The 25,633-nt window shown below is 61.0% G+C and carries 26 protein-coding genes and 1 pseudogene; 12 read left to right on the forward strand and 15 right to left on the reverse strand.

Annotated features, from left to right (window positions below):
- Positions 1-6 precede the first annotated feature (6 nt).
- The gene (locus tag TK42_RS12805; protein WP_003174397.1) at positions 7-282 is read left to right on the forward strand and encodes a peptidylprolyl isomerase; all 276 of its coding nucleotides are present in this window, start codon (positions 7-9) and stop codon (positions 280-282) included.
- 104 nt (positions 283-386) lie between these two features.
- Here the strand turns inward: TK42_RS12805 and TK42_RS12810 are convergent, their stop codons facing one another.
- The 8 genes from TK42_RS12810 to TK42_RS12845 all read right to left on the reverse strand — a co-directional run bounded on the left by TK42_RS12810 (position 387) and on the right by TK42_RS12845 (position 6,974).
- Positions 387-1,292, reverse strand: a complete 906-nt coding sequence (locus TK42_RS12810) for a sugar kinase (protein WP_103734355.1) — start codon at positions 1,290-1,292, stop codon at positions 387-389.
- Between the two features lie 109 nt (positions 1,293-1,401).
- Positions 1,402-2,610 (reverse strand): amino acid deaminase, encoded by a 1,209-nt coding sequence (locus tag TK42_RS12815; protein WP_103734356.1) that lies wholly within the window; start codon positions 2,608-2,610, stop codon positions 1,402-1,404.
- 9 nt (positions 2,611-2,619) lie between these two features.
- Entirely contained in the window at positions 2,620-3,384 is a 765-nt protein-coding gene (locus tag TK42_RS12820) for an IclR family transcriptional regulator (protein ID WP_032876076.1), read from the reverse strand.
- Positions 3,385-3,551: 167 nt separating this feature from the next.
- The gene (locus TK42_RS12825) at positions 3,552-3,941 is read right to left on the reverse strand and encodes a RidA family protein (protein WP_005788829.1); all 390 of its coding nucleotides are present in this window, start codon (positions 3,939-3,941) and stop codon (positions 3,552-3,554) included.
- Positions 3,942-3,956: 15 nt separating this feature from the next.
- Positions 3,957-4,739, reverse strand: a complete 783-nt coding sequence (locus tag TK42_RS12830; RefSeq protein ID WP_103734357.1) for an amino acid ABC transporter ATP-binding protein — start codon at positions 4,737-4,739, stop codon at positions 3,957-3,959.
- A complete protein-coding gene (locus tag TK42_RS12835; protein WP_032876082.1) occupies positions 4,736-5,398 on the reverse strand; it encodes an amino acid ABC transporter permease in 663 nt (220 codons plus the stop codon). The genes TK42_RS12830 and TK42_RS12835 overlap by 4 nt, the downstream gene beginning before the upstream one ends.
- A 12-nt stretch (positions 5,399-5,410) precedes the next feature.
- Complete coding sequence (locus TK42_RS12840; protein ID WP_103734358.1) at positions 5,411-6,073, reverse strand: amino acid ABC transporter permease; 663 nt, start codon at positions 6,071-6,073, stop codon at positions 5,411-5,413.
- A gap of 52 nt (positions 6,074-6,125) precedes the next feature.
- A complete protein-coding gene (locus TK42_RS12845; protein ID WP_005788838.1) occupies positions 6,126-6,974 on the reverse strand; it encodes a transporter substrate-binding domain-containing protein in 849 nt (282 codons plus the stop codon).
- 325 nt (positions 6,975-7,299) lie between these two features.
- On the opposite strand from TK42_RS12845, the pseudogene TK42_RS12850 reads away from it, so the two are divergent.
- Positions 7,300-7,572: pseudogene (locus TK42_RS12850) on the forward strand (thioredoxin family protein); the annotation flags it as partial.
- 37 nt (positions 7,573-7,609) lie between these two features.
- On the opposite strand, the gene TK42_RS12855 reads toward TK42_RS12850, so the two are convergent.
- The 3 genes from TK42_RS12855 to rpiB all read right to left on the reverse strand — a co-directional run bounded on the left by TK42_RS12855 (position 7,610) and on the right by rpiB (position 11,015).
- The gene (locus TK42_RS12855) at positions 7,610-9,178 is read right to left on the reverse strand and encodes a TerC family protein (RefSeq protein ID WP_078821548.1); all 1,569 of its coding nucleotides are present in this window, start codon (positions 9,176-9,178) and stop codon (positions 7,610-7,612) included.
- Between the two features lie 331 nt (positions 9,179-9,509).
- Positions 9,510-10,490, reverse strand: coding sequence for a sugar-binding transcriptional regulator (locus tag TK42_RS12860; protein WP_005788844.1), 981 nt, complete (start codon positions 10,488-10,490; stop codon positions 9,510-9,512).
- 63 nt (positions 10,491-10,553) lie between these two features.
- Positions 10,554-11,015, reverse strand: a complete 462-nt coding sequence (rpiB, locus tag TK42_RS12865; RefSeq protein ID WP_032876090.1) for a ribose 5-phosphate isomerase B — start codon at positions 11,013-11,015, stop codon at positions 10,554-10,556.
- A gap of 283 nt (positions 11,016-11,298) precedes the next feature.
- On the opposite strand from rpiB, the gene TK42_RS12870 reads away from it, so the two are divergent.
- The 7 genes from TK42_RS12870 (at position 11,299) to dhaL (ending at position 18,662) form a co-directional block, all read left to right on the forward strand.
- Positions 11,299-12,786, forward strand: a complete 1,488-nt coding sequence (locus TK42_RS12870; RefSeq protein WP_103734359.1) for a sugar ABC transporter ATP-binding protein — start codon at positions 11,299-11,301, stop codon at positions 12,784-12,786.
- Entirely contained in the window at positions 12,783-13,760 is a 978-nt protein-coding gene (locus TK42_RS12875; RefSeq protein ID WP_005788849.1) for an ABC transporter permease, read from the forward strand. Before TK42_RS12870 ends, TK42_RS12875 begins: the two co-directional genes overlap by 4 nt.
- Before the next feature lie 34 nt (positions 13,761-13,794).
- On the forward strand, positions 13,795-14,802 hold the full coding sequence (locus TK42_RS12880) for a substrate-binding domain-containing protein (protein ID WP_103734360.1): 1,008 nt from the start codon (positions 13,795-13,797) through the stop codon (positions 14,800-14,802).
- 153 nt (positions 14,803-14,955) lie between these two features.
- Positions 14,956-15,711, forward strand: coding sequence for an SDR family oxidoreductase (locus tag TK42_RS12885; protein WP_103734361.1), 756 nt, complete (start codon positions 14,956-14,958; stop codon positions 15,709-15,711).
- Positions 15,712-15,738: 27 nt separating this feature from the next.
- Complete coding sequence (locus TK42_RS12890) at positions 15,739-16,854, forward strand: zinc-binding dehydrogenase (RefSeq protein WP_032876099.1); 1,116 nt, start codon at positions 15,739-15,741, stop codon at positions 16,852-16,854.
- A 156-nt stretch (positions 16,855-17,010) separates the two neighbouring features.
- Entirely contained in the window at positions 17,011-18,012 is a 1,002-nt protein-coding gene (locus tag TK42_RS12895; RefSeq protein WP_057703579.1) for a dihydroxyacetone kinase subunit DhaK, read from the forward strand.
- A gap of 2 nt (positions 18,013-18,014) precedes the next feature.
- Complete coding sequence (gene dhaL, locus TK42_RS12900; RefSeq protein WP_103734362.1) at positions 18,015-18,662, forward strand: dihydroxyacetone kinase subunit DhaL; 648 nt, start codon at positions 18,015-18,017, stop codon at positions 18,660-18,662.
- Here the strand turns inward: dhaL and TK42_RS12905 are convergent.
- Positions 18,619-19,515, reverse strand: coding sequence for a LysR family transcriptional regulator (locus tag TK42_RS12905; protein WP_103734363.1), 897 nt, complete (start codon positions 19,513-19,515; stop codon positions 18,619-18,621). The genes dhaL and TK42_RS12905 overlap by 44 nt on opposite strands.
- Before the next feature lie 150 nt (positions 19,516-19,665).
- Between TK42_RS12905 and TK42_RS12910 the strand changes: the two genes are divergently transcribed.
- Positions 19,666-21,174 carry an MFS transporter gene (locus TK42_RS12910; protein ID WP_103734364.1) on the forward strand — a complete coding sequence of 503 codons (1,509 nt, stop codon included), beginning with the start codon at positions 19,666-19,668 and terminating at the stop codon, positions 21,172-21,174.
- 475 nt (positions 21,175-21,649) lie between these two features.
- Here the strand turns inward: TK42_RS12910 and sohB are convergent, their stop codons facing one another.
- Positions 21,650-22,675: a protease SohB gene (gene sohB, locus TK42_RS12915; protein ID WP_103734365.1), complete on the reverse strand. Its 1,026-nt coding sequence runs from the start codon at positions 22,673-22,675 to the stop codon at positions 21,650-21,652.
- A gap of 194 nt (positions 22,676-22,869) precedes the next feature.
- Between sohB and TK42_RS12920 the strand changes: the two genes are divergently transcribed.
- Positions 22,870-23,580: a histidine phosphatase family protein gene (locus tag TK42_RS12920; RefSeq protein WP_103734366.1), complete on the forward strand. Its 711-nt coding sequence runs from the start codon at positions 22,870-22,872 to the stop codon at positions 23,578-23,580.
- Between the two features lie 56 nt (positions 23,581-23,636).
- On the forward strand, positions 23,637-23,951 hold the full coding sequence (locus tag TK42_RS12925) for an SCP2 sterol-binding domain-containing protein (RefSeq protein ID WP_005788868.1): 315 nt from the start codon (positions 23,637-23,639) through the stop codon (positions 23,949-23,951).
- 68 nt (positions 23,952-24,019) lie between these two features.
- On the opposite strand, the gene TK42_RS12930 is transcribed toward TK42_RS12925, so the two are convergent.
- Complete coding sequence (locus tag TK42_RS12930) at positions 24,020-24,607, reverse strand: NUDIX domain-containing protein (protein ID WP_005788870.1); 588 nt, start codon at positions 24,605-24,607, stop codon at positions 24,020-24,022.
- Positions 24,608-24,635: 28 nt separating this feature from the next.
- Positions 24,636-25,499, reverse strand: coding sequence for an SDR family NAD(P)-dependent oxidoreductase (locus TK42_RS12935; protein WP_103734367.1), 864 nt, complete (start codon positions 25,497-25,499; stop codon positions 24,636-24,638).
- Positions 25,500-25,633 lie beyond the last annotated feature (134 nt).

Raw genomic sequence — 25,633 nt, forward strand, 5'->3', positions numbered from 1 at the left:
AGATCAATGAAAGCCCAAGCCCGTCATATCCTGGTGAAAACCAGCGAAGAAGCCGAACAACTCAAGCAGCGCATTGCCAAGGGTGAAGCCTTTGACGTGCTGGCCAAGAAGTACTCCACCTGCCCGTCGGGCAAGCGTGGCGGCGATCTGGGCGAAGTGCGGCCCGGGCAGATGGTGGGAGCGATTGATGCGGTGATCTTCAAGAAGCCGGTGAAGGTGGTGCACGGGCCGATCAAGAGCAAGTTTGGCTATCACTTGGTGCAGGTGTTTTACCGGGATTGATGGGATTGCCTTTTAGCCCCCTCCCACAGTTGACCCTGTTCCAACTGAAGGAATGCAGTCTAATGTGGGAGGGGGCTTGCTCCCGATCCGCCGCAGGCGGCCATTCACCTCGGTATCAGCGCCCCCGGCAGCTGAATCACCCGACTCGCCAGCCGATGCCCAGCCAATGCAGCCTCTTGCGGCGAGCCACCTTTGAGCCGCCCGGCCAGATACGCCGCACTGAACGAATCTCCCGCCGCCGTAGTGTCCACCACCTTTTCCACCTTCAACGCCGGCACCGCAAAACGCTCTCCCGCACAGCGAATCAAACACGCATCCGCGCCACGCTTGAGCACCACTTCTGCAATCGATGGATAGGCCGCAAACACCTGCTCGCTGTCCTCATAGCCAAACAACGCGTGCTCGTCATCCTCGGTCAACAAGGCTATATCCACTTCGGCCAACACCTTGCGATAAGCCGCACGGGCCGCTTGCACATCGGCCCATAGCCGTGGCCGGTAATTGTTATCGAACACCACCTTGCCACCTCGGCGGCGGGTTTCGACCAGGGTGTCCAGCAAGCGCTCGCGCCCAACCTCGCCCAGCACCGCCAGGGTAATGCCGCTGAAATACACCACGTCATAATCCGGTAACACTGCCAGGATCGGCTCGGCCGCAGGCGTGGTAAAGCAGTCACGCACGGCCGCTTCGTTGCGCCAGTAAAGAAACTTGCGCTCGCCACTGGCGTCGGTCTGGATGCAGTACAAACCCGGCAGACGCCCGGGCAGGCGCTGGACCATGCTCAGGCCAAGGCCCTCGGTTTGCCACTGCTGGCACATGGCGTCGCTGAAACTGTCATCGCCCAAGGCGGTGACGTAGTCGACGCTGGCGCACTCGCCCAGCTCACGGCGCAAGTACACCGCCGTGTTCAGGGTGTCGCCGCCGAAGCTCTGGTGCAGGCTGCCGTCGGCGCGGTGTTGCAGTTCGATCATGCATTCGCCGATAAGGGCGATGCGGGGTTGGGTGGTCATGGCTGCTGTCTCGGTGGGGCTGATGGCCTCATCGGGGGCAAGCCCCCTCCCACAGGGGAATGCATTCCAAATGTGGGAGGGGGCTTGCCCCCGATAGGTGCGACTCGGTCTAGAAACAGGTACGCAGCGACTCGACCACCTGCAACTGCTCATCCACCAGGCAACCCACCTGCCATTTGTCGAAGGTCAGGCAGGGATGGGACGTGCCAAACGAAATGATGTCGCCAATGCGCAACTCAACCCCCGGCGCTACGGTCATGAACGCATGTTGGTCCATCACCGCGGTGACCTTGCACGCGCTCACATCATCACCCTGCGCCGGGACGATCCCGGCCTTGTAGCGCTTGAGCGGCACCGGCAAGCCGGCGTCATAGGCCACGTCACGCTTACCCAGGGCAACCACCGCAAACCCCGGCTCCGGCAGCGACTGCACGTGCGCCCAGACTTCCATCGCCGGGCGCAGGCCCTCGTTGAGGTCGCTGCGTCGGTCGAGCACGCAGCATTGCGCGTCTTTGTAGATGCCATGGTCGTGGGCCACGTAGCTGCCTGGGCGCAACACACTGAGGAAACGACCGGCAGCGTTCTGCGCCTCGAACGACTCGGCGATCAGGTCGTACCAGGCCGAGCCCGACGCCGTGATGATCGGTTTGGGCAGGTCGAACAGGCCGCTGTCTTGCAGGTCCACCGCCAGGCGCACCAGGCTGGCAGCGAAGTCACGGATGCCGCTGATGGCGTGCTCGCCGTGGATCACCCCTTCGTAGCCTTCGATGCCGGTCAACGTCAATGCCGGTTGGGCCTTGATTGCCCGGGCCAGTTCACGCACTTCTTGCTCGCTGCGACAGCCACACCGGCCGCCGACCACGCCGTATTCGATCATCACGTTCAGACGCAGGCCGCGCGCGGCGAAGAACAGGCCCAGATCCGCGACGTTGTCCGGGTGATCAACCATGCAATGGAAGTCGAAATCCTGATCGGCCAGCAGGTCGGCGATCAGCGCCATGTTCGGCGCACCCACCAATTGGTTGGCCATCAGCACACGACGCACGCCACCGGCATAGGCGGCGCGGGTTTGTACGGCGTTGGCCAGGGTGATCCCCCAGGCACCGGCGGTGATCTGGCGCTCGAACAGCGCAGGCATCATGCTGGTCTTGCCGTGGGGCGCCAGCTCGGCGCCGCTGTGGCTGACAAAGTCCTGCATCCAGCGAATATTGTGCTCCAGGGCGTCACGGTGCAGCACCAGCGCCGGCAGGCTGACATCGCGGACCAAATGGGCACCGACGGCGGCGGCACCTTTTTCAACGGCATTGAGGGCAGACATGGAAAACTCCTATTCGTTGATGCGCCGGGCCAGGCTGTTGGCGCTGTCGATCAGCACCCGGCGATAGTCGTGGTAGTGCTTGCTGGCATCGGCTCGCGGGGCAACGATGCACAGGGTCGCAATGCTGATGCCCTGGGCGTCCCGCACCGGGGCGGCGAAGCAATGGGTGAAGGTGTCGGCCACACTGTCGAAGGAAAAGAACCCATCGACGGTGGCCTGGCGGATCTGCGCCAGGAAGGTATCGAGCGGCAGGCGCAGGCCGTCCGGCAGGATGAAATCGTCGGGGTCGATCAGCTCGATGATCTGCTGGTCGCTCAAATGCCCCAGCAACAAACGCCCGGAAGCGGTCCACGGGATCGGCGCGTTTTCACCGATATCCGAAGAAATACGGAAATGCCGCTGGCCTTCGCGCATCAGCGCCACCGTGTACTTGCGCCCGTTGAGCAGGCACATCTGCGCGGTTTCGTGGGTCTGGCTGACGATTTCCTGCAGGGCGTGATCGGCCTCGCGGGTCAGGTCGAAGTGCCGCAGGTGCGCCTGGCCGAGGAAATACAGCTGGCGCCCCAGATACACGTGACCGTCCTTGCCCACGGTTTCCAGAATGCGCCGCTCCAGCAGCGACGCGACCAATTCGTAGACCGTGGACTTGGGGCTGCCGATGCCGCTGGCAATGTCATTCGGGCGCAGGGGTTGGCCGATCTCCTTGAGAAAATCAAGGATATCGAACGCACGGTCCAGGCCTTTGGCGCGGCGTTTGATGGTGTCTTCGGTCATGGCAGTGATGGGTCCGGTCAAAGGTGTTTGCTGCACGGTGATCCCCTGTGGGAGCGGGCTTGCCCGCGATGACGGTGGGTCAGTGACAAAGGTGTTATCTGGCACTACGTCATCGCAGGCAAGCCAGCTCCCACATTGATCTTCAGTGATCTCAAGAGTGGGGGCATTCAGCCCTTTTTCTTGTAGGCCACGCAGTCGATCTCAACCTTGCAATCAACCATCATATTGGCCTGCACACAAGCCCGCGCCGGGGCGTGCTCGGGGGTGAAGTATTCGCCGAAGACCTTGTTGAAACTCCAGAAGTCCCGTGGATCTTCCAGCCACACGCCCACGCGCACAACATCCTTGAGCTCATAGCCGGCTTCTTCGAGGATCGCCACCACATTGCGCATGGTCTGCCGGGTTTGCTCGACGATGCCGCCACTGATGATTTCGCCATCCACCGCCGGCACCTGGCCCGACACATACAGCCAGCCATCGGCCTCCACCGCACGTGCGAACGGGCGTGGCTGGCCGCCACCTGCGGTGCTGCCGGTACCGTAACGAGTAATGCTCATAAAAGTTGCTCCTTGTTAAAAACGAATGTTCTTTAAAAATTCCGCCAGTCGCGGCGACTGCGGCCGCTCGAAGATGTCCTTCGCAGTGCCCTGCTCTTCAATGCGGCCCTGGTTCATGAAGACGATCTGGTCGGAGACTTCATAGGCAAAGCGCATTTCGTGGGTGACCAGCAACATGGTCATGCCCTCCTCCGCCAGCCCCTTGATCACGCTGAGCACTTCGCCTACCAGCTCCGGATCGAGGGCCGATGTGACCTCGTCGAACAGCATCAGACTGGGGTTCATGGCAATGGCGCGGGCAATCGCCACGCGCTGTTGCTGACCACCAGACAATTGGCCGGGAAAGTGGTTGCGCCGCTCCAGCAGGCCGACGCGGTCCAGCCACTTTTCGGCCAGGGCCACGGCTTCATCCTTGCCCATCTTCTTGACCTTGAGCAAGCCAAGGGTGACGTTTTGCAGCGCGGTCAGATGCGGGAACAGGTTGAATTGCTGGAACGCCATGCCGGTCATGGCGCGGTGCTGGGCAATCACCCGCTCCGGGTGCCGTACGCGCTTGCCGCCGACCTCGCTGTAGCCAATGGACTCGCCGTCCAGGGTGATCTGCCCGCCCTGGAACTCCTCAAGCAAGTTCACGCAACGCAGCAAGGTGGTCTTGCCCGAGCCGCTGGAGCCGATCAACGTCACCACATTGCCGCGCTGCATCGACAGATCGACACCCTTGAGCACTTCCACCTGGCCGTACTGTTTACGCAGGCCACGAATGTCCAGCAGCGCTGGTTTGGTTTGAGCTTGGTTCATGGCAAGGCCACCCGCTTTTCAATGTAGCGCCCGAATAATTCGATGGCGTAGTTGATGACAAAGAACATGAAACCGGCGAACAGGTAGAACTCCAGGGTCATGAAGGTGCGGGCGATCACCTGCTGGGTGCTGAGCAGCAATTCGGCCACGCCGATCACCGACAGCAAAGTGGACGCCTTGACGATTTCGGTAGAGGAATTGACCCAGGTCGGCAGGATCTGACGCAGGGCCTGGGGCAACAACACATAGCCCAACGACTGGTAAAACGTCAGGCCAATGGCCTTGCCCGCTTCCAGTTGCCCACGGGGAATGGCTTGCAGTGCACCGCGCACGATTTCCGACACGTGGGAGCCACAGAACAGGGTTAACCCGACCGCACCGGCCTGGAATGCACTGATTTTCCAGCCCAGGGCCGGGAGCATGTAGAAACACGCCAACACCAGCACGAACACCGGGGTGCCTCGGATCAGATCGACGTACAGACGAAACGGTGCACGCATCCAGAACTTGCCGTAGGTCAGGATCAACCCGGCGACGATACCGATCAGGGTGCCGAAGATAATCGCCAGTGCCGAGACCGACACACTGGCCTGGAAGCCGGCCCACAGGGTCTCGCGGGCGATCCACAATTCATGCAGCCAACTGGGGGATTCGTACATGCAAACCCTTCCTTAACGACGGATCGCCAGACGCTGCTCCAGGTAACGGAGCAGCATGGCAATCAGGTAACAGGCAGCCACATAGAGCGCGGTCGTCACCAGCCAGGTTTCAATCACCCGGTAGCTTTCAACGTTGATCTTGCGGGCGTAATAGGTCAGCTCCGGCACCGCGATCGCGGCGGCCAGGGACGTGTCCTTGAACAGCGAGATAAAGTTGTTCGACAGCGCCGGCAGCACGTTGCGCAGCATCACCGGCACGGTGATATAGGCGCGAATCCGCCATTCGCCAAGGCCGATCGCCAACCCCGCTTCACGCAAGCCCTTGGGAATATTCAACAGCCCGGCGCGGAATACTTCGGTCAGGTAGGCACCGGCGTACAGCGACAGGGTGACGATGAACGAAGGGATTTTGTCCAGGCGAATCCCCAGGGACGGTAAGGCGAAGTAGATCAACAGGATCAACACCAGGATCGGCGTATTGCGCACCGCCGTCACATACACCGAAGCGAGGATGCGCAACGCGCGGTGCCTGGACAGCATGGCAAACGCCATCAGCAGGCCGATCACGCAGCCGATGGCAATCGACAGCAGGGCCAACTGCAGGCCCAGACCGAGCCCCGCCAGCAAGGTGTCGAAATCACGCCAGACGGCGGCAAAATTCAACTGATAGTTCATGGTCGGCAATACCTGAGTGAGGCGCGCTCAAGCACGCCCCGGCTGTTCCGGATCATTTGAATTCCACGGGAAAACCGATGGCCGGTTCTGGCAGGTCAACGCCGAACCACTGCTTGAAAGAAGCCTTGTAGGTGGGAAATTCCACACCGGTCATGGCTTCATGCAGCGCGGTGTTGACGAAGTTCAGCCAATCCTGGTCGCCACGCTTGACCGCACACGCGTAGGTTTGCGGGCTCCAGGCGTAAGTGGGGCTGCGGTAGCGACCGGGGTTCTGCACCATCAGGTATTTGACCGAGGACTGATCGGTGGCAGCCGCGTCGGCGCGACCGGAGTTCACGGCCTGGTACATCAGGTCAACACTGTCGTACTGGTCGACCTTGGCTTTGGGCAGTGCCTGGTGCACCAGCTCTTCGGCGTACACGTTTTGCAGCACGGCCACGGTCACGTCATCGCCTGCGGCTTGAAGGTCTTCGATTTCCTTGTACTTGCTGTTGTTGGGCAACAGCAGGCCGACACCTTCGCGGTAGTACGGCAAAGTAAAAGCCACCTGCTGCGCACGACTGGCGGTGACGGTGATGAACTGGCAGCTCATGTCGACCTTGTCCGTCAGCAGGTTGGGAATGCGCGCATCAGATGACTGCACCACAAACTCGACCTTGCTCGGGTCATTGAACAAACCCTTGGCCACCATGCGGCCGATGTCGATATCAAACCCCTGCAATTTGCCATCCGCTCCCTGGAAGTGCCACGGCGCATTGGTACTGCCTGTACCCACGATCAGATGCCCGCGCTTGAGCACATCATCCAGCTTGCTGTCCGCCGCCTGCACCATGCTTGTGAAGGAAGCCGATGCGGCAACAAGAAAAACACACGCTTTGAATACGGAAGGTCGGTGATGCATGACAAGCACTCCAGGGGTTGTGTATTCCGCTATACCGGAACTTGGTATGTAACAACGGAATAGACAGCAGAAAGTGTGCCACAGCCACGGGAGGAAAAATATGCGGTCGGGAAACTCTTTAGGGTTCAGTAAGATAGGTATTGAAGCGCTTAACGGCTTTGCGCCGCCAGCATCGGGTGTTGCTACGCAACGCCCCACAACGGTGTTACTGCGCCCCCATACTGACCGCCACGGATCGACGCACACCTGTGAAGGTTGACAGTAGACGGTGGTACCCCACCGGCTTAGCGTTGGCAAAAACCAACACAGCCGGAAGGGGATCGACATGGGAGTCGCCACGCGCAGAATTTCCAGCGCCAAAGAGTTCAATCGGGTACTGAACACCCCGCGCCCGGTGTTCATTCTGTTTGTTTCCGAGCACTGCCCTGCCTGTGCGCAAGCAGGCTCCTTATTCGAACAGGCCGCTTGGAAGCATCCCTGGCTAGTCAGTTTGGTACTCGATTGCGCCCATACGCCGAGGCACCCTGATGTGACAGGCACCCCGACGCTACTGATCTACCAGGAGGGAATCGTGGTAGAAAAACTCAAGGGCTTCGGCCCACTTGAAGAACAAGAGCAGTGCGTAACAGACATCTTCAACCGTTATGACCTGAGCAAGGGCGCAAGTGCACTTGCGTCACTCGACGCTCCTCCACTTCAGCTACCGTCAAACGCCAACCCTCATGTTCCAGGCTATCGCCCACCACCGGCAAACGGTCGAGCAGGCTCATCACCAACCCCGCCAGGGTTTGATAATCCTCGGTCGCCGCAGCCTTGAAGCCCGTGCGCTGACGCACCAGATTGAGGTTCAAGGCACCGTTGGCACGAAAGCCGTCGTTCTGCTCGACGATGTCCGGCCCTTCGATTTCGCTGGCATCGGGCAATTCACCGGCGATGGATTCCAGAATATCGGTCATGCTCAACACGCCCATGAAGTCCCCGAATTCGTTGATCACGAAGGCGATGTGGGTGGACTCCTGGCGCATCTGCTCCAGGGCATTGAGGATCGAAAAGCTCTCCAGCAGGTTGATCGCCCGGCGCGCCAGGTGCTCCAGGTTCGGCTCGTTACCGGCCAGGTACTCCTTGAGCAGTTCCTTCTTGTGCACAAAGCCCAAGGGTTCATCCACCGCACCGTTGCGGATCAGCGGCAAACGCGAGTAGGACGAATGCATCAGCTTCAGGCGGATCGTGTCGGGATCGTCCGCCAGGTCGATGCAGTCAACCTTGGCCCGTGGTGTCATCAGGGTACGAATCGGCCGTTCGGCCAGTTGCAGCACACCGCTGATCATCACCCGCTCACGTCGATCAAACAGCGGGCCCTGTGCAGTATCCGGCTCGCCCAGCAAGTCAGCGACCTCTTCACCCACCTCTTCCACCGCCAGGCTGCGGCCACCCAATAAACGCATCACTGCATGGGCCGTACGCTCACGCACCGGCAGCACACCTTGTGCCGATTTCTTGCGACGCGAGCGGGCAATCTGGTTGAACACCTCGATCAGAATCGAGAAACCAATGGCCGCGTACAGGTAGCCCTTGGGAATATGGAAGCCCAAGCCTTCGGCGGTCAGGGCGAAACCGATCATCATCAAGAAGCCCAGGCACAGCATGATCACCGTAGGGTGGGCGTTGACGAAACGGGTCAGCGGCTTGCTCGCCACGATCATCAAACCGATGGACACGATCACCGCGATCATCATCACCGCCAGCTCATCGACCATGCCCACTGCGGTAATCACCGCATCGAGGGAGAACACTGCGTCGAGCACCACGATCTGCGCCACGATCGGCCAGAACATCGCATAAGCCACATTGCCCTTGTGCTGGGCCACGTGGCCTTCCAGGCGTTCGTGCAGCTCCATGGTGGCCTTGAACAACAGGAACACACCACCGAACAGCATGATCAGGTCACGGCCGGAAAAGCTCTTGTCGAACACCTCGAACAACGGCTGGGTGAGGGTCACCAACCAGGAAATACTCGCCAACAGGCCCAGACGCATCAGCAACGCCAGGGACAAACCGATCAAGCGTGCACGGTCACGCTGCTCCGGCGGCAACTTGTCTGCCAGGATCGCGATAAACACCAGGTTGTCGATACCCAGCACCAGTTCCAGCACAATCAAGGTCGCCAGGCCCAGCCAGGCCGTTGGATCCGCTAACCATTCCATTTATAGAGTCTCTGTATTCAAAGTTTTCAGAATGCCGGACACGGCAATGCGCGGTCAGTGGACCGGGACAAGGTTAGCAGTCGGAATACGGGGTGCTTCAGGGGGAACAGCGACAGTAAGTGTCTTGGAGAAAGACGACTGGGAGGCTCCGAGAGGGTGTTCATGCAAGTCCTGAAATAACAAAAGGACTTGAATCCTACAGCCCAAATACACAATTCCCACATAGCAAAACTATTACAAAACCTGTCTTCCAGCCGATGCAAAACCAATGTGGGAGGGGGCTTGCTCCCTCCCACACAAGCCCCCATTCCACATTTGGAACGGTGTGGTATCAAGACTTTCGGGTGGCATCATCCAGCGCCAGGATGGTGTGGGCATTGGTGACGGTCGTCGCCAGCGTATTGATCACCCCCGACCGCAACGCCCCCAGCGTCGCCGCGGCCTTGGTGTTTTCACTGGCAATCGCCACCACATCCGGGATGCGGAACAGCTCCTGCACCGTCAACCCGATCACTCGGCCTTGAATGGCGTTGACCGCCGGCTGGCCGTGAATATCGATAAAGTCATAGCCCATCATATCGCCCACCGTGCCGGACAACCGCGCCTGGGCGATTTCCTGGGGCGAGAACCAGCCCATGCGCACCATGTTGCTGTTTTCGCTCATATCACCAATGCCGATCAGGGCAATGTCGGCACGCCGGGCGCGGTCGAGGGTGGAGCGTACCGTGTCGTTATTGATCAACACACCACGCAGTTCCGGGTTGGCCACCAGCGCCGGGGCGTACAGGCTTTCGCTTTCGCCGCCAAAGCGCAGGGCAAGGCGCCGGCAGATATGGTCGGGGTTCATGTACTCGCCGGCCTTGAGCGAACCACCGATAGCACATACGAACGTGCAGTTGCGCGTCACCGGCAGGAACACGTTATCGGCCACCGCGCCGACGTTACGGCCCATGCCCACGGCGACGATCATGCCATCACCCAAGGTTTTGTTCAGGTAGTTGGCGACCAGGCTGGCGACTGCCGAGCGCTGGGTGTCGGGGTCGCTGTGGTCAACGGCGATCAAGGCGCGGTCGAGCTTGAAGCGCTCCACCAACGCGCGCTCCAGTTCGTTGTTCATCGCCGGGTGCTGCAACACGCGCACCTCGACAATGCCTTCATCTCGCGCACGCTTGAGCAGGCGGCTGACTTTGGCCCGCGACAGGTCAAAGCGCTTGGCAATGGCTTCCTGAGTGACGTTCTCAAGGTAATAGAGCATCGCCACTTCGGTCATTTGATCGATATCGCTGGCCATGCGCTGGGTACTGTCACTCATGGGGACGGGCTTCCGTTTCGGCGTCAAAGGCGCATTCTCCCGACTCTTGCCCTGTGCCGTCCACTACTGATGCCCATCGCGCTCGATTGCGTTGATGCGCTCGACCTTGGCCCCGGAACGCGCCACCTCAAACTCCGAGGCCAGGAACGCCGTGACAATGCTCTTGGCCAGTTCGGCGCCGATCACCCGCGCACCGATGGACAGAATCTGCGCATCGTTGCTCTTGCGCGCCCGCTCCGCCGAATAGGTGTCATGGGCCTGAGCCGCGCGGATACCCAACACCTTGTTGGCCGAGATGGCCATGCCGATGCCGGTGCCGCACACCAGCACACCGAGGCGCTGCTGCCCGGCGCTGATAGCGTTGGCCACGGCCAGCGCGATGTCCGGATAGAGCACCGGCGCGATGGAATGGGTACCGAAGTCAGTGACCGGGTAACCCAGCGCCTCGATATGGCGCTTCAACAGCTCTTTAAGCTCAAAACCCGCTTCATCGCATCCGATAGCCACCGGAAAAGGTGTGTTCATGGCGTCTGGCTCCGCTGCCCTGATCTAGATTAAGACTGATCATATGATCACTCAATGAAATTTCGCTCAGTCATTTCGCGATCATTATGCCCCTCATGTCAAGCGCGATTTAACTGACCTCCCAGTCAAAGCGGGATAAACAGCCATTAAAGCCACTACAGATGAGAATCAACGCTTTTTAATGAAAGAGATTGACTGATCAGAATTTCATTTGATACACATATGATCACAGCGAAACATGACTGTGCGACCTAATAAGAATTCACAGCACGAGGACACGCCGATGGCCACGCCATTACTGCTCCAGGCTGAACACGTCGCCAAGGCTTACGCCGGGGTGCCAGCCCTGCGTGACGGACGCCTCTCTCTAAGCGCCGGCAGCGTCCACGCCCTGTGCGGCGGCAACGGCGCCGGCAAGTCGACCTTCCTGAGCATCCTGATGGGCATTACCCAGCGTGACGCCGGCACCATTGCGCTCAACGGTGCACCGGTGCAGTTCAACCGCCCCAGTGAAGCCTTGGCCTCGGGGATCGCGATGATCACCCAGGAGCTCGAACCCATCCCCTACATGACCGTCGCCGAAAACATCTGGCTGGGCCGCGAACCGCGCCGCGCCGGTTGCATCGTCGACAGCAAGGCCCTGAATCGCCGCACCCGCGAGCTGCTGGAAAGCCTGGAGTTCGACGTCGACGCCACCAGCCCCATGCACCGCTTGAGCGTGGCGCAAATTCAACTGGTGGAGATCGCCAAGGCGTTCAGCCATGACTGCCAGGTGATGATCATGGACGAGCCCACCTCGGCCATCGGCGAGCGCGAGGCAGAAACCCTGTTCAAGGCCATTCGCCGCCTCACTGCACGGGGTGCCGGTATCGTGTATGTGTCCCATCGCTTGAGCGAACTGGCGCAGATCGCCGATGACTACAGCATCTTTCGCGATGGTGCCTTTGTGGAAAGCGGGCGCATGGCCGATATCGACCGCGACCACCTGGTGCGCGGTATTGTCGGCCAGGAACTGACGCGCATCGACCACAAGGTCGGCCGTGAATGCGCCGCCGACACCTGCCTGCAAGTCGACAACCTGAGCCGCAACGGCGAGTTCCACGACATCAGCCTGCAATTGCGCCGTGGCGAAATTCTTGGCATTTACGGGCTGATGGGCTCCGGGCGCAGTGAGTTTCTCAACTGCATCTACGGCCTGACCGTAGCCGATTCCGGCAGCGTCACCCTGCAAGGCAAGCCCATGCCCATCGGACTGCCCAAGGCCACCATCAACGCCGGTATGTCGCTGGTCACCGAAGACCGCAAGGACAGTGGCCTGGTGCTGACCGGCAGCATCCTCTCGAACATCGCGCTGTCGGCCTACAAGCGTTTGTCGAGTTGGTCGCTGATCAATGCGCGCAAGGAAGCCCAACTGGCCGAAGACATGGTCAAGCGCCTGCAGATCAAGACCAGCTCTCTGGACCTGCCGGTGGCGTCCATGAGCGGCGGCAACCAACAAAAAGTCGTGCTCGCCAAATGCCTGTCCACCGAGCCGGTGTGCCTGCTTTGCGACGAACCCACCCGCGGCATCGATGAAGGCGCCAAGCAGGAGATCTACCACCTGCTCGACCAGTTCGTACGGACCGGCGGCGCCGCCATTGTGGTGTCGTCCGAAGCCCCGGAACTGCTGCACCTGAGCGATCGCATCGCCGTATTCAAGGGCGGCCGGCTGGTGACCATCAGCACCGACACCGCTCTTTCCCAGGAAGCCTTGTTGAGTCTTGCCTCATGAATGCCAAAACCCTTGCCGCCCCTGTCACCACCGCGCCACGCAACCGCTTGCGCCTGTCTCTGGACCGCTTCGGCCTGCCGCTGGTGTTTATCCTGCTGTGCGTGGTGATGGCGTTTTCCAGCGAATACTTCATGACCTGGCGCAACTGGATGGACATCCTGCGCCAGACCTCCATCAACGGCATCCTCGCCGTGGGCATGACCTATGTGATCCTGACCAAGGGCATCGACTTGTCGGTAGGTTCGATCCTGGCCTTTGCCGGATTGTGCAGCGCGATGGTCGCCACCCAGGGCTATGGCCTGTTGGCGGCGGTCAGCGCCGGGATGTTTGCCGGGGCGATGCTTGGCGTGGTCAACGGTTTTATGGTCGCCAACCTGTCGATCCCGCCGTTCGTGGCCACCCTGGGTATGCTCAGCATCGCCCGCGGCATGACCTTTATCCTCAACGACGGCAGCCCGATCACCGACCTGCCCGACGCCTACCTGGCGCTGGGTATCGGCAAGATCGGCCCAGTGGGCGTGCCGATCATTATCTTCGCTGTGGTCGCGCTGATCTTCTGGATGGTGCTGCGCTACACCACCTACGGCCGCTACGTGTACGCGGTGGGCGGCAATGAAAAAAGCGCACGCACCTCCGGCATCGGCGTGCGCAAGGTGATGTTTTCGGTGTACGTGGTTTCGGGCCTGCTCGCCGGATTGGCCGGCGTGGTGTTGTCGGCACGTACCACCTCTGCCCTGCCCCAGGCCGGGGTTTCCTATGAGCTGGACGCGATTGCCGCGGTGGTGATCGGCGGCACCAGCCTGTCGGGCGGTACCGGCAGCATTGTCGGCACCTTGTTCGGGGCGCTGCTGATCGGCGTGATCAACAACGGCCTGAACCTGCTCGGCGTGTCCTCCTATTACCAGCAGGTCGCCAAGGGCCTGATCATCGTGTTCGCAGTACTGATCGACGTGTGGCGCAAGAAAAAACGCTGAAGAACGACCGATAACAATAACTGGAGTTCGACTTATGAAACTGGGTACTACCCTGGCCGCCGTGGCGGCCCTCTCCCTGCTCGCCAGCAGTGTCGCCATGGCAGCCGATGGCAAGACCTACAAGATCGGCGCAGCCGTCTACGGCCTCAAGGGCCAGTTCATGCAGAACTGGGTGCGTGAGCTCAAGGAACATCCGGCCGTCAAGGATGGCACCGTGCAGTTGACCGTATTCGACGGCAACTACGACGCCCTGACCCAGAACAACCAGATCGAAAACATGGTGACCCAACGCTACGACGCGATTCTGTTCGTGCCCATTGATACCAAGGCCGGCGTCGGCACAGTCAAGGCGGCCATGAGCAACGACGTGGTGGTCATCGCCTCCAATACGAAAGTAGCCGATGCCAGCGTGCCGTATGTGGGGAACGACGACGTCGAAGGCGGCCGCCTGCAGGCCCAGGCCATGGTCGACAAGCTCAACGGCAAGGGCAACGTGGTGATCATCCAGGGTCCGATTGGCCAGTCGGCGCAGATCGACCGGGAAAAAGGCGAGCTGGAAGTGTTGGGCAAACACCCTGATATCAAGATCATCGAGAAGAAAACCGCCAACTGGGACCGCGCCCAGGCCATGACCCTCACCGAAGACTGGCTCAACGCCCACCCCAAGGGCATCAACGGCGTGATCGCCCAGAACGACGACATGGCCCTCGGCGCTGTGCAGGCCCTGAAGTCTCACGGACTGACCTCCAAAGAGGTGCCCGTGACCTCCATCGACGGTATGCCGGATGCGATCCAGGCGGCGAAAAAAGACGAAGTCACCACATTCCTCCAGGACGCCCAGGCCCAATCCCAAGGCGCACTGGACGTGGCCCTGCGCGCCCTGGCCGGCGAGGACTACAAGCCGCAATCGGTGATCTGGGAGCGCTACGCCAAGGACGTGAAATGGGGTGACGGCACGGCCAGGAACTACATCCTGCCGTGGGTGCCGGTGACCAATGCCAATGCGGATGCGCTGTACAAGCAAGTCAGCGGCGGCAAGTAGTCAGTGGCTGGAAACACAGTCAACTGTGGGAGCTGGCTTGCCTGCGATGCAGGCACCTGGGTGCATCAGGTAGACCGGGTCGATGCAATCGCAGGCAAGCCAGCTCCCACATTGGACCGCGTTCTACCTTTTGATCTGTAACGGGAGTTATTCATGTCTGGTTTCTGGAACCAAGCCTTCGACCTCAGCGGCCGTTGCGCGGTCATCACCGGTGGCGCCGCCGGCATTGGTCTGGCCTGCGCCAACTTACTGGCGGAACGCGGCGCAAGGGTGGCGCTGCTGGACCGCGACCCGGCCGTGGTCGAGGTGGCCGCCAGCCTGGGTGCCGGGCACCTGGGCATTGCCGTCGACCTCGGCCAGACCGGCCAGATACAACCCGCCATCGACCGCGTATTCACATATTTCCAACGCCTGGATTACCTGATCAACAGCGCAGGCGTGGTGTTGCTGGACAAAGCCATCGAGGTCAGCGAAAGCGCCTGGGACACTACCCTGGACATCAACCTCAAGGCGAGTTTCTTCGTGGCCCAGGCCTGCGCCAGACATATGCTCGCCCAAGGCAGCGGGCGCATCGTCAACCTGGCGTCCCAGGCCGCTGTGATTGGCCTGGACCGTCACGTCGCCTACTGCGCCAGCAAAGCCGCCATCGTCGGCATGACCAAGGTATTGGCCATGGAGTGGGCGCCGCAGGTGAACGTCAATGCCATCTCCCCCACCATCGTCGAAACCGCTCTGGGCAAAAAAGCCTGGGCCGGCGACGTGGGTGAGCGGGCCAAATTGCAGATCCCGGCGGGGCGTTTTGCCCAGCCGGAAGAAATCGCCGGGCTGGCGCTATACCTGCTCAGCGATGCCGCGCAGATGATCACCGGCGCCAACATGGTGATCGACGGCGGCTACAGCATTCAGTAATTCATCTTTATGTCGTGAGGTCTTGTCATGTCCACCGTCACCGAACGCACACCCGAACAACTTGCACCGAGCATCCCCAAAACCATGCAGGCCGTGGTCTGCCATGGGCCGGAAGACTACCGCCTGGAAACCGTCGACGTGCCCACCCCCGGCCCCGACGAGATCCTGACCAAGGTCGAGCTGTGCGGCATTTGCATGGGCGATATCAAGACCTATCGCGGCGCGCCGTCGTTCTGGGGCGATGCCGAGCAACCGCGCTATGTGAAGCCGCCGATGATTCCCGGGCATGAGTTCGTGTGCCGTGTCGTCGCCCTTGGCCCAGGCGCCGAAAAGCGCGGCGTGGCGGTCGGCGACCGGGTGATTTCCGAACAGATCGTGCCGTGCTGGGGTTGCCGCTTCTGCAACCACGGCCAGTACTGGATGTGCCAGAAGCATGACCTGTATGGCTTCCAGAATAATGTGCAGGGCGCCATGGCCCAGTACATGATTTTCACCAAGGAAGGCATCATCCACAAAGTGCCGGAATCCATCGCGCCCGACGAAGCGATCCTGATCGAGCCGCTGGCCTGCTCGCTGCACGCGGCGGAGCGCGCCAACGTCGACCATGACGACATCGTAGTGGTCGCAGGCGCCGGCACTTTGGGCCTGGGCATTATCGGCGCGGTGCGATTGCGCAACCCGAAAAAACTCATCGTGCTGGACATGAAACCCGAACGCGCCGCCCTCGCCCTGCGCATGGGCGCCGACGAAGTCTGGAACCCGGCCGAGGTCGATGTGCTGGCCAAAATCCGCGAGATCACCGACGGCTACGGTTGCGACATCTACATCGAAGCCACCGGGCACCACAAGGCGGTCAACCAGGGCCTGGCGATGCTGCGCAAGCTGGGGCGCTTCGTCGAGTTCAGCGTGTTCAATGACGAGGCCACTGTCGATTGGTCGATCATTGGCGATCGCAAGGAGCTGGACATCCTCGGCTCGCACCTGGGGCCCTATATGTACCCGAGAGCCATCGATTTTATCGGCAACCGCAAGATCGACATGCGCGATGTGGTGACCCACAAGTTTGCACTGGCGGATTTCAAGGAGGCGTTTGCGGTGATGGAGCGCGGCGATAAATCGCTCAAGGTGGTGCTCGAACCCTGATTCCAGCAGCAACACACAAACTGTGGGAGCTGGCTTGCCTGCGATGGCGGTGAATCAGATAAAGATTCCCCAACTGACACACCGCCATCGCAGGCAAGCCAGCTCCCACAATGGAGGGGTGTCACCCCTTAGAACAAGAACACAGGAACCCGCGTTATGAATCGAGTCATCAACGATCCCGACCAAGTGGTCGAAGACATGCTGCGCGGCATCCTGGTCGCGCACCCCGAACTGCGCCAGTACGAAACCAACCCACGGGTCATCGTCAAGGCCCGGCCCTCCGGCCAGGGTCGGGTCGGCATCGTCACCGGCGGCGGCTCCGGGCATGAGCCGGCGTTCCTCGGCTATGTCGGCCCGGGCCTGGTAGACGCTGTGGCCGTCGGCGAGATTTTCTCCTCGCCCACCGCCAAGAGCTTTTTCGACGCCTTCCGCGCCGCCGACCATGGCGCGGGCGTAGCCTGCCTGTATGGCAACTACGCCGGCGACAATATGAACGTCAAGCTGGCGATGAAAATGGCCGCCAGCAAAGACATGCGCATCCGCACCGTGGTGGCCAACGACGACGTGGCTTCGGCGCCCAAGGCCGATATCGCCAAACGTCGCGGAGTGGCCGGGGAAATCTTCATGTGGAAGATCGGCGGTGCCGCCGCCGCCCAGCATTACGACCTGGACGGGGTGATTCGCGTCGCGCAGAAAACCGTCGACCAGTGCCGCTCGATCGGTATCGGCCTCACGCCCTGCACCATCGCCGCCGTGGGCAAGCCGAACTTCCAGATCCCCGACGGCCAGATGGAATTGGGCATCGGCCATCATGGCGAACCGGGCATCGAAGTCATCCCGATTGAACCGGCCGCCGCCATGGCCGAGCGAATGCTTGCGCCGATCCTGGCCGACCGCGATTTCAGCCAGGACGACAGTGTGGTGGTGCTGGTCTCGGGCCTTGGCGCCACGCCAGTGATGGAGCTGTACATTTTCTACGCCGAGGTGGAAAAACAACTCAAGGCCAAGGGCTTGAAGATTCACCGTTGCTACGTCGGCAACTACTTCACCTCCCTGGAAATGATGGGTGTGACCCTGACCCTGCTCGGCCTCGATGCCGAACTGAAAACCCTGATCGACCAACCCTGCCGTTCCATCGGCATGACCCAGGCGGAGTAAACATGAGCCAGCACTTTTCCACCCGTGACGGCAGCGCCATCGTTGCCGACCTGGTCAGCGTCATCGTGGCCAATCGCGAATACCTCAGCGAAGTCGACGGCGCCATTGGCGACGGCGACCACGGCATCAACATGGCCAAGGGCTTCGCCCACTGCGGTCGCAGTATCGAAGGCCGCCAACTGAGCCTGGCCCAAGCCCTGGATGAACTGACCCTGAGCCTGATGGAAGGCATCGGCGGCTCCATGGGCCCGCTGTATGGCAGCCTGTTTATTGGCATGGCCGACGAAGTGCGCAATTGTGAAGACATCGACGCCGCGACCTTCGCCCATCTGTTGCGCGGCGGCCTGACCTCACTGCAGGACATCACCGAGGCGGGCGTGGGCGACAAGTGCCTGATGGATACCCTTATTCCTGCAGTAGAGGCGTTTGAACAGGCACATGCATCCGGGGCGTCTTTCAACGATGCGTTGGAGGCGATGAAAACCGCCGCCTCCCAGGGGCGCGATTCGACCAAGGACCTGGTGGCCAAGATCGGCCGCGCCAGTCGCCTGGGCGAGCGCTCTCTCGGGGTGCTGGACGCCGGGGCGGTGTCGTGCTGCCTGATTCTTACGCGCCTGGCCGACTCGGTACAGCCGCGACTGACTGCTTGACTTGCTGGATATACCGCGCCACCGCCGGCGCTTTTTCAAAACGCCGGTAAATCAACGACAACCACGACGAAGCCTCATTGCCCTGGATATTGCGATACACCACGCCCGGCAGGCTCACATGCCCGACCATCGATGCCGGCACTACCGCAACCCCCTGCCCCAACGACACCAGGGCCACCACCGCCACCAACCCGCCCGGCTGCGCGCCGAGGCGCGGTGCGTAGCCGCCCTGGGCGGCGACATGCAGGGTGCCGCTGATTTGTTCCGGCAAGATAAACGTCTCGTTTTCCAGGTGCTCGCAGGTGATTGCCTTAAGCCCCAGCAGCCAGGAATCATGGGCCAGCGCCAGCACAAAGCCTTCGCTGTCCAGGCGCACCGCCTCCACGCCGTCCGGCAGAGTCATCGGCGAACGGATATAACCGATATCGCAGCGCCCATCTGCCACCGCGCCCGGTAGCGCAGCCATAGCCCATTCGCGCAGGTTCACGTTCACATCGGCAAACGCCTGGCTGAACCCCCGTACCTGGCGCTGCAACAGCCCGCAGTACAGCGCCGAGGCCACGTAACCCAACTCAATATGCCCGATCTCGCCACGCCCGGCGCGCTGGGCATTGCGCTGTGCGAACTCGAATTGGCGCACGGCGGCTTCGGCCTCGCTCAGCAGCGCGGCACCCGCTTCGGTGAGGCTGACTTCGCGCTGCCGGCGGACAAACAAGCGCGTGCCCAGGCTGGTTTCCATGTCCTGGATTTGCCGGCTCAGGGTCGGCGGCGCAATGCCCAATTGCTCGGCGGCGCGGGTGAAATTGCGCTGCCGGGCCACGGCCAGGAAGTAACGAAAATGGCGGATTTCCATGGCAGTATTAGCTCAAAGGTAATGAAGTACTTCCTGGTGCCTAACAAAAATGTGATTCGCCAGGGATAAGCTCGCAGTACCTGAACACTAGAGAGCCCTTGCGATGCAAGTCAACCGAGATTTCCGTATTGCCTACCAGGTAATTTGCTTGTGAGCCGGGTCAGTCCACGCCTGACGCTGGTGACCGCCTCCGCTGTCTGCTCGTTGATCGTGCTGGATACCAACATCGTTGCCGTCACGCTGCCGAGCATCGCCCGCGACCTGGGCGCCAACTTTGCCGATATCGAGTGGGTCGTCAGCGCTTATATGCTGGCGTTCGCCGCCTTGTTGTTGCCCGCCGGGAGTATCGCCGACCGCTTTGGCCGCAAGAAAACCCTGGTCTGGGGCCTGGGTATTTTCATCCTCGCCTCCCTGGGCTGCGGCGCAGCACCCACCGCGCTGTGGCTGGACATCGCCCGGGCCGTGAAGGGGGTGGGTGCAGCGCTGCTGCTGACCTCGGCACTGGCATCTATCGGGCATACCTTCCACGATGAAATAGAACGGGCCAAGGCCTGGGCGTTCTGGGGCGCGTGCATGGGCGTGGCGATGACCGCGGCGCCGACCCTGGGCGGTTTGATTACCGAGTACCTGGGCTGGCGCTGGATTTTCTATCTCAACCTGCCGGTGGGGCTGGTACTGATGGCCTTGGTGCTGCGGGCGATTCCCGAGTCCCGCGACACCCGATCGGCGCGCCTGGATCCCTGGGGCAGCCTGGCGTTCAGTGGCAGCTTGCTGTGCCTGATCTGGGGGCTGATCGAGGCCAATCGCATCGGTTGGGATAGCCCGCTGACCTACGCTCGCCTGCTCGGCGGTGGGCTGCTGATGGGTGTGTTTGTGCTGGTCGAGCACCTGCAGCAGCGATCGATGGTGGACTTGCAGCTGTTTCGGCACCCACGCTTTATCGGCGCCTTGCTCGGCATGTTTGCCTACGCCGGTTGCGCCCAGGTGATGATGACGTTGCTGCCGTTCTACCTGCAGAACGGCCTGGGTTTCTCCGCGATTGCCTCGGGCCTGGGCATGTTGCCGTTTGCCTTGACCATGCTGATCTGCCCGCGCGTCGGTGTACGCCTGGCGGCACGCTTCACACCGGCGACCATGATGGCGAGTGGCTTGACCCTGGTGGGCTGCGGCAATCTGTTGAGCGCGTGGGCCGTGCAGGCCGGCGGCTATCTGCCCTTTGCCCTGGCGATCGCCGTCACCGGTGCAGGCGCGGGGTTACTCAATGGCGACACGCAGAAAAACATCATGGCCTGCGTGCCGCGGGATCGCGCAGGTATGGCCTCGGGCATGAGCACCACCATGCGCTTCAGCGCAATCACGTTGGCCATCGGCGTGTATGGCGCATTGCTGAGCAGCCACAGCGAACAGTTGCTGAGCGCGAGTATCGACCCGCAGTGGCAGGCGCAGGTGGCGGGTATTGCTTCGCGGGTGGTAGCCGGTGATATGCCCGCGGCGCTGGACCTGGTGCCCGAAGCAGCGCGAGTAACAGTGCAACCGCTGGCGCGGCAGGCGTTTGTGGGTGGGTTCAGCGGGGTGTTGTGGGTGGCGGGTTTATTGGGGTTGCTGGGCGCGCTGGTGGTGGGGAGCCTGATGCGCAAGCCGATACCCACACACAGCTGAATGTGGGAGGGGGCTTGCTCCCGATGGCGGCCTCAGGGCCGACCGGGATGCTGGATCAGACCGAGTACATATCCGTTATTTAGGTAACGGCCACTATGGGTTCCGCTCTTACAGCGGATCACTTTCGAAAAGCCGGAATGCCGGCCCAGGCGAAAGTAACCAAAGCGCTCTTGCCCCACCACTCGGCACCTCGCCTAGGCTCGGTGTGCCCGTAATCCGACAGGGATTTGGGGGGCCGCCGCCACGCGCCATCCATGGCGCGGGGCGGCTAAACCGGCATCCCTGCCGGTTTACCCCCCAAATCCCTGTCGAATTCCGGCCAGCGTGGTTTAACGGGGCGCCCAAGATCAAAAGCAAGATCAAGAGCGGCTCGCTTCGCATCGTGGTTACGGTCGGCAGCTAATAGGTTGTGTGGATGTCCGTGCCCATCGGGGGCAAGCCCCCTCCCACAGGGGACCCCCTACAGCCTGAGGATTTACCAGAACCGCTGCTGGGTCAAACGGCTCCACCAGGTCAGCAATACCCGGTCTACCGAACCGCTGGCCGCCAGGCCCACGCGCTCTTGCAGGCTTTTACGCTCGGCATAGTGCAGGTGGAACACGTCGGCAGTCTTGGCCTTGGTGGCCAGGTATTCATCGCTGGTCTGCAGCTCGTCGACCAACTGTTTGTCGAGGGCGGCCACACCCAACCACACTTCACCGGTCGCTACATCATCAATCGCCAATTGCGGGCGGTACCGCGAGACAAAGTTCTTGAACAACTGGTGGGTAATGTCCAGGTCTTCCTGGAACTTCTCCCGGCCCTTCTCGGTATTTTCGCCAAACACCGTGAGGGTGCGTTTGTATTCACCGGCGGTCAGCACTTCGAAGTCGATGTCGTGCTTTTTCAGCAGGCGGTTGACGTTGGGCAACTGCGCGACCACGCCGATGGAGCCGAGGATGGCGAACGGTGCGCTGATGATCTTCTCGCCGATGCACGCCATCATGTAGCCGCCGCTGGCCGCCACCTTGTCGATGCACACGGTCAATGGCACGCCGGCCTGGCGGATGCGCGCCAGTTGCGACGAAGCCAGGCCATAGCTGTGCACCATGCCGCCGCCGCTTTCCAGACGCAGCACCACTTCATCCTTGGGTGTGGCCAGGCTCAGCAGCGCGGTGATTTCATGGCGCAGGCTTTCGGTCGCCGACGCCTTGATGTCGCCATTGAAATCCAGCACGAACACCCGTGCCTTGGCCTGGGGCTTGTTCTTGTCTTTCTTCTTTTCGGCTTTGCTCTCGGACTTGCGCAGCGCCTTGAGCTGGTCTTTGTCGAGCAGGCTCGACTCCAGGCGCTCGCGCAGGCCCTTGTAGAAATCATTCAGCTTGCTGACCTGCAGTTGGCCGGCGGACTTGCGACGACCCTTGCTGCGCAGCGCTGCGAAGCTGATCAATACCACCAGAATAGCGACCACCAGGGTGACGGTCTTCGCCAGAAAGCTCGCGTATTCGGCCAGAAAATCCATATGTCTCCTTAAAAAATGCACTGCGCCAGGCGCGGATGGCCCCAGCATACCGACGCCACTGCGTTGGAGCCAGTGCTCAAACCGCCAGCAGGCGGGCTCCAACGGGCTTTTAAAACAAGCGTATGTTTTTTCATTGACAGCTCGCAGGCATCCTCATAACCTCGCCAGACTTTCAACGTACCGGGAAAACGGACGTGGGCAGCATCTATCTGATTCGACATGGCCAGGCCTCCTTCGGTGCAGACGACTATGACGTCCTGTCGCCCGTCGGCGTGGAACAGGCGCAAGTGCTCGGTCGCCATCTGGCAGACCTGGGCCTGGTGTTCGACCGCTGTATCGCCGGCGACCTGCGTCGCCAGCAACACACCGCCAGCGCCACGTTCGATCAATACCGCGCCCTCGGCCTGCCGGCCCCCATACTCGAAACCGACAGCGCCTTCAACGAGTTCGACGGCGAAGCCATCATCCGCGGCCTGCTGCCTGATTTACTCGGCAGCGAGCCCGATGCCGTGCATATCCTGCGCAATGGCCCGCAGAACCGCAGCGAGTTCCAACGCATCTTCGCCCTGATCATCAAGCGCTGGCTGGCCGGCACCTATGACCCACCTGGGCTGGAAAGCTGGCTGGGGTTTGTCGAGCGGGTCCAGGGTGGCTTGCAACGCATCCTTGAGGCCGCCCGGAGCGCCGACAAAATCGCGGTGTTCACGTCCGGCGGCACCATCACCGCCCTGCTCCACCTGATTACCCGAATGCCTGCAGCCCAGGCGTTCGAAATGAACTGGCAAATTGTAAACACCTCGCTCAACCAGCTGAAATTCCGTGGTCGCGAGGTGGCACTGGCTTCCTTCAACAGTCATGCCCACCTGCAACTGTTGAAGGCGCCGCAGCTCATCACTTTCCGATGAACTGCGGCCAACCGTGACCCCAAGGTCACTGGACTCACCATAAAAGGATCGAAACCATGACTGACGTAGCCAAAGCTGTAGAAGCAATGAAAGCCAAATTCAACCCAAGCGCTGCCGAAGGCTTGGACCTGGTGTTCGGTTTCCGTATCGACGACACCAAGAATTTTTCGCTGGTGGTCAAGGACAAGACCTGCGAACTCCAGGAAGGTGAAAACCCTGACGCCCAGGTCACCCTGGTGATGGACAGCGAGACCCTGGAAGGCATCGTCGACGGTTCCACCGACGGCATGCAGGCGTTCATGGGCGGCAAGCTGCGCACCGAAGGCGACATGATGCTGGCGATGAAGTTGAGCGAACTGTTCCCTTCCTGATTCGGTAACCCGGGTCAAACAATCCCGTCTTTACAGGCGGGATTTTTTTGCCTGCACGCCTGGTCCCATCACCACCCGTCTCTCAGTATCCGCAACTCCAAATGCTGCAATAACATAATCGTTTTTCCATCCACAATATCCCCACTCTGCACCATCGCCAGCGCCTGCTCGAAGCCCAGCTCCAACACCTCGATATCCTCGCCCTCTTCTTCCAGGCCACCGCCCGCCCCAACTCGATCGCCTGGCTGATACTCACCGATAAAAAAGTGAATCCGTTCAGTCACCGATCCCGGGCTCATAAACGCTGCATAGATTTTCTCCACATGCCCGACGCGGTAGCCGGTCTCTTCTTCGGCTTCCAGGCGTATACGCTCTTCGGGGCTGGCGTTGTCGAGCAAGCCGGCCGCTGCTTCAATCAGGTAGCCGGAGTAATCGTTGACGAACGTCGGCATACGGAACTGGCGAATCAGCAGCACCGTGCGGCGCTCGCGGTTGTACAAAAGGATCGTTGCGCCGTTGCCCCGGTCGTAGACCTCACGCGTCTGGGCTTGCCAGCTACCGTCGCGACGGCGCAGGTCGAAGCTGTATTTCTTCAACAGGTACCAGTTGTCCGAAAGGGTTTCTTCGCCAGTGATGCGCACGGGGCTATTGTTCATGGTCAAGCCTTGGTAGAGGGAGACAGATTCAGGTGACGGCCTGGGTAGGCGGCTGTTTGATGCGCGACCATGCGGCAGCAACATCTTCAGCACTCCCCGCTTTTATACGGGCGAGATTGCGCGGGTAATCCACACCGGGATTTTCGCTGAAACGCGTCGCGGTGAATTGGCCGTTGCTGGCGCGCAGTATGTAGCCGGTATCCGTGCACTGCGACGAAGCAAGGAACAAGACCCCCGGCGTCACCCACTCCGGCTTGAGTTCGTCCGGCTCGTCGGTCACGCCCCACATGCGTGTCTTGGCCACCGGCGAGATCGCGTTGACGCGGATTCCGGCCTCGGCACCTTCATGACTCAGCGCGTTCATGATGCCCAACTGTGCCATCTTGCCGGCGCTGTAAGCCACTAGCCCGGTTTGCTCGTATTGCGCATACATGGCGCGGTCGGAAGTGGTGAGGATGATGCGCGGCGCGCTAGAGCGCAGCAGGTGCGGCCAAGCATGCTTGCACAGCCACAGCGGGGCGTAGAGATTGATGTCCATGGCGCGCTGAAGGAAGCTGGCGTCCAGTTCTGCGATGGGCTGGTAACCCACCCAACCGGCGTTGTGAATCAGGATGTCGAGCCGGCCGAACATTTCGAGGGCAAACGCGATCAGTTGCCGGCACCCCTCATCCGTGGACAAGTCACCGCCATGGCCCACCACCGTCAGCCCTTCGTCACGCAGGGTGTCGGCGGCCTGTTGCACCACCGACGCATCGGTGCCTGCACCCATCTTGTCGGCACCAATATCGCTGATGACCACACGGGCGCCGGCCAGGGCCAACCCTCGTGCATAACTGAGCCCCAAGCCGCGTGCGCCGCCGGTGACGATCGCGGTTTTGCCGGTGAAATCCATGTACTTACCCTCCTGTTGGCCGTCTACCCTAACAATCGGCACCCGTGTTGTTCAATGCTGTAACACTTTCATCCGTCACGACCGTCGTATTAATACCTGCGCTCGCGGACCTTCTGGTAAAACCCGTGTTTCGC

The sequence above is a fragment of the Pseudomonas sp. GZJR-8 genome (assembly GCF_002916705.1).
GTDB lineage: Bacteria > Pseudomonadota > Gammaproteobacteria > Pseudomonadales > Pseudomonadaceae > Aquipseudomonas > Aquipseudomonas synxantha_A.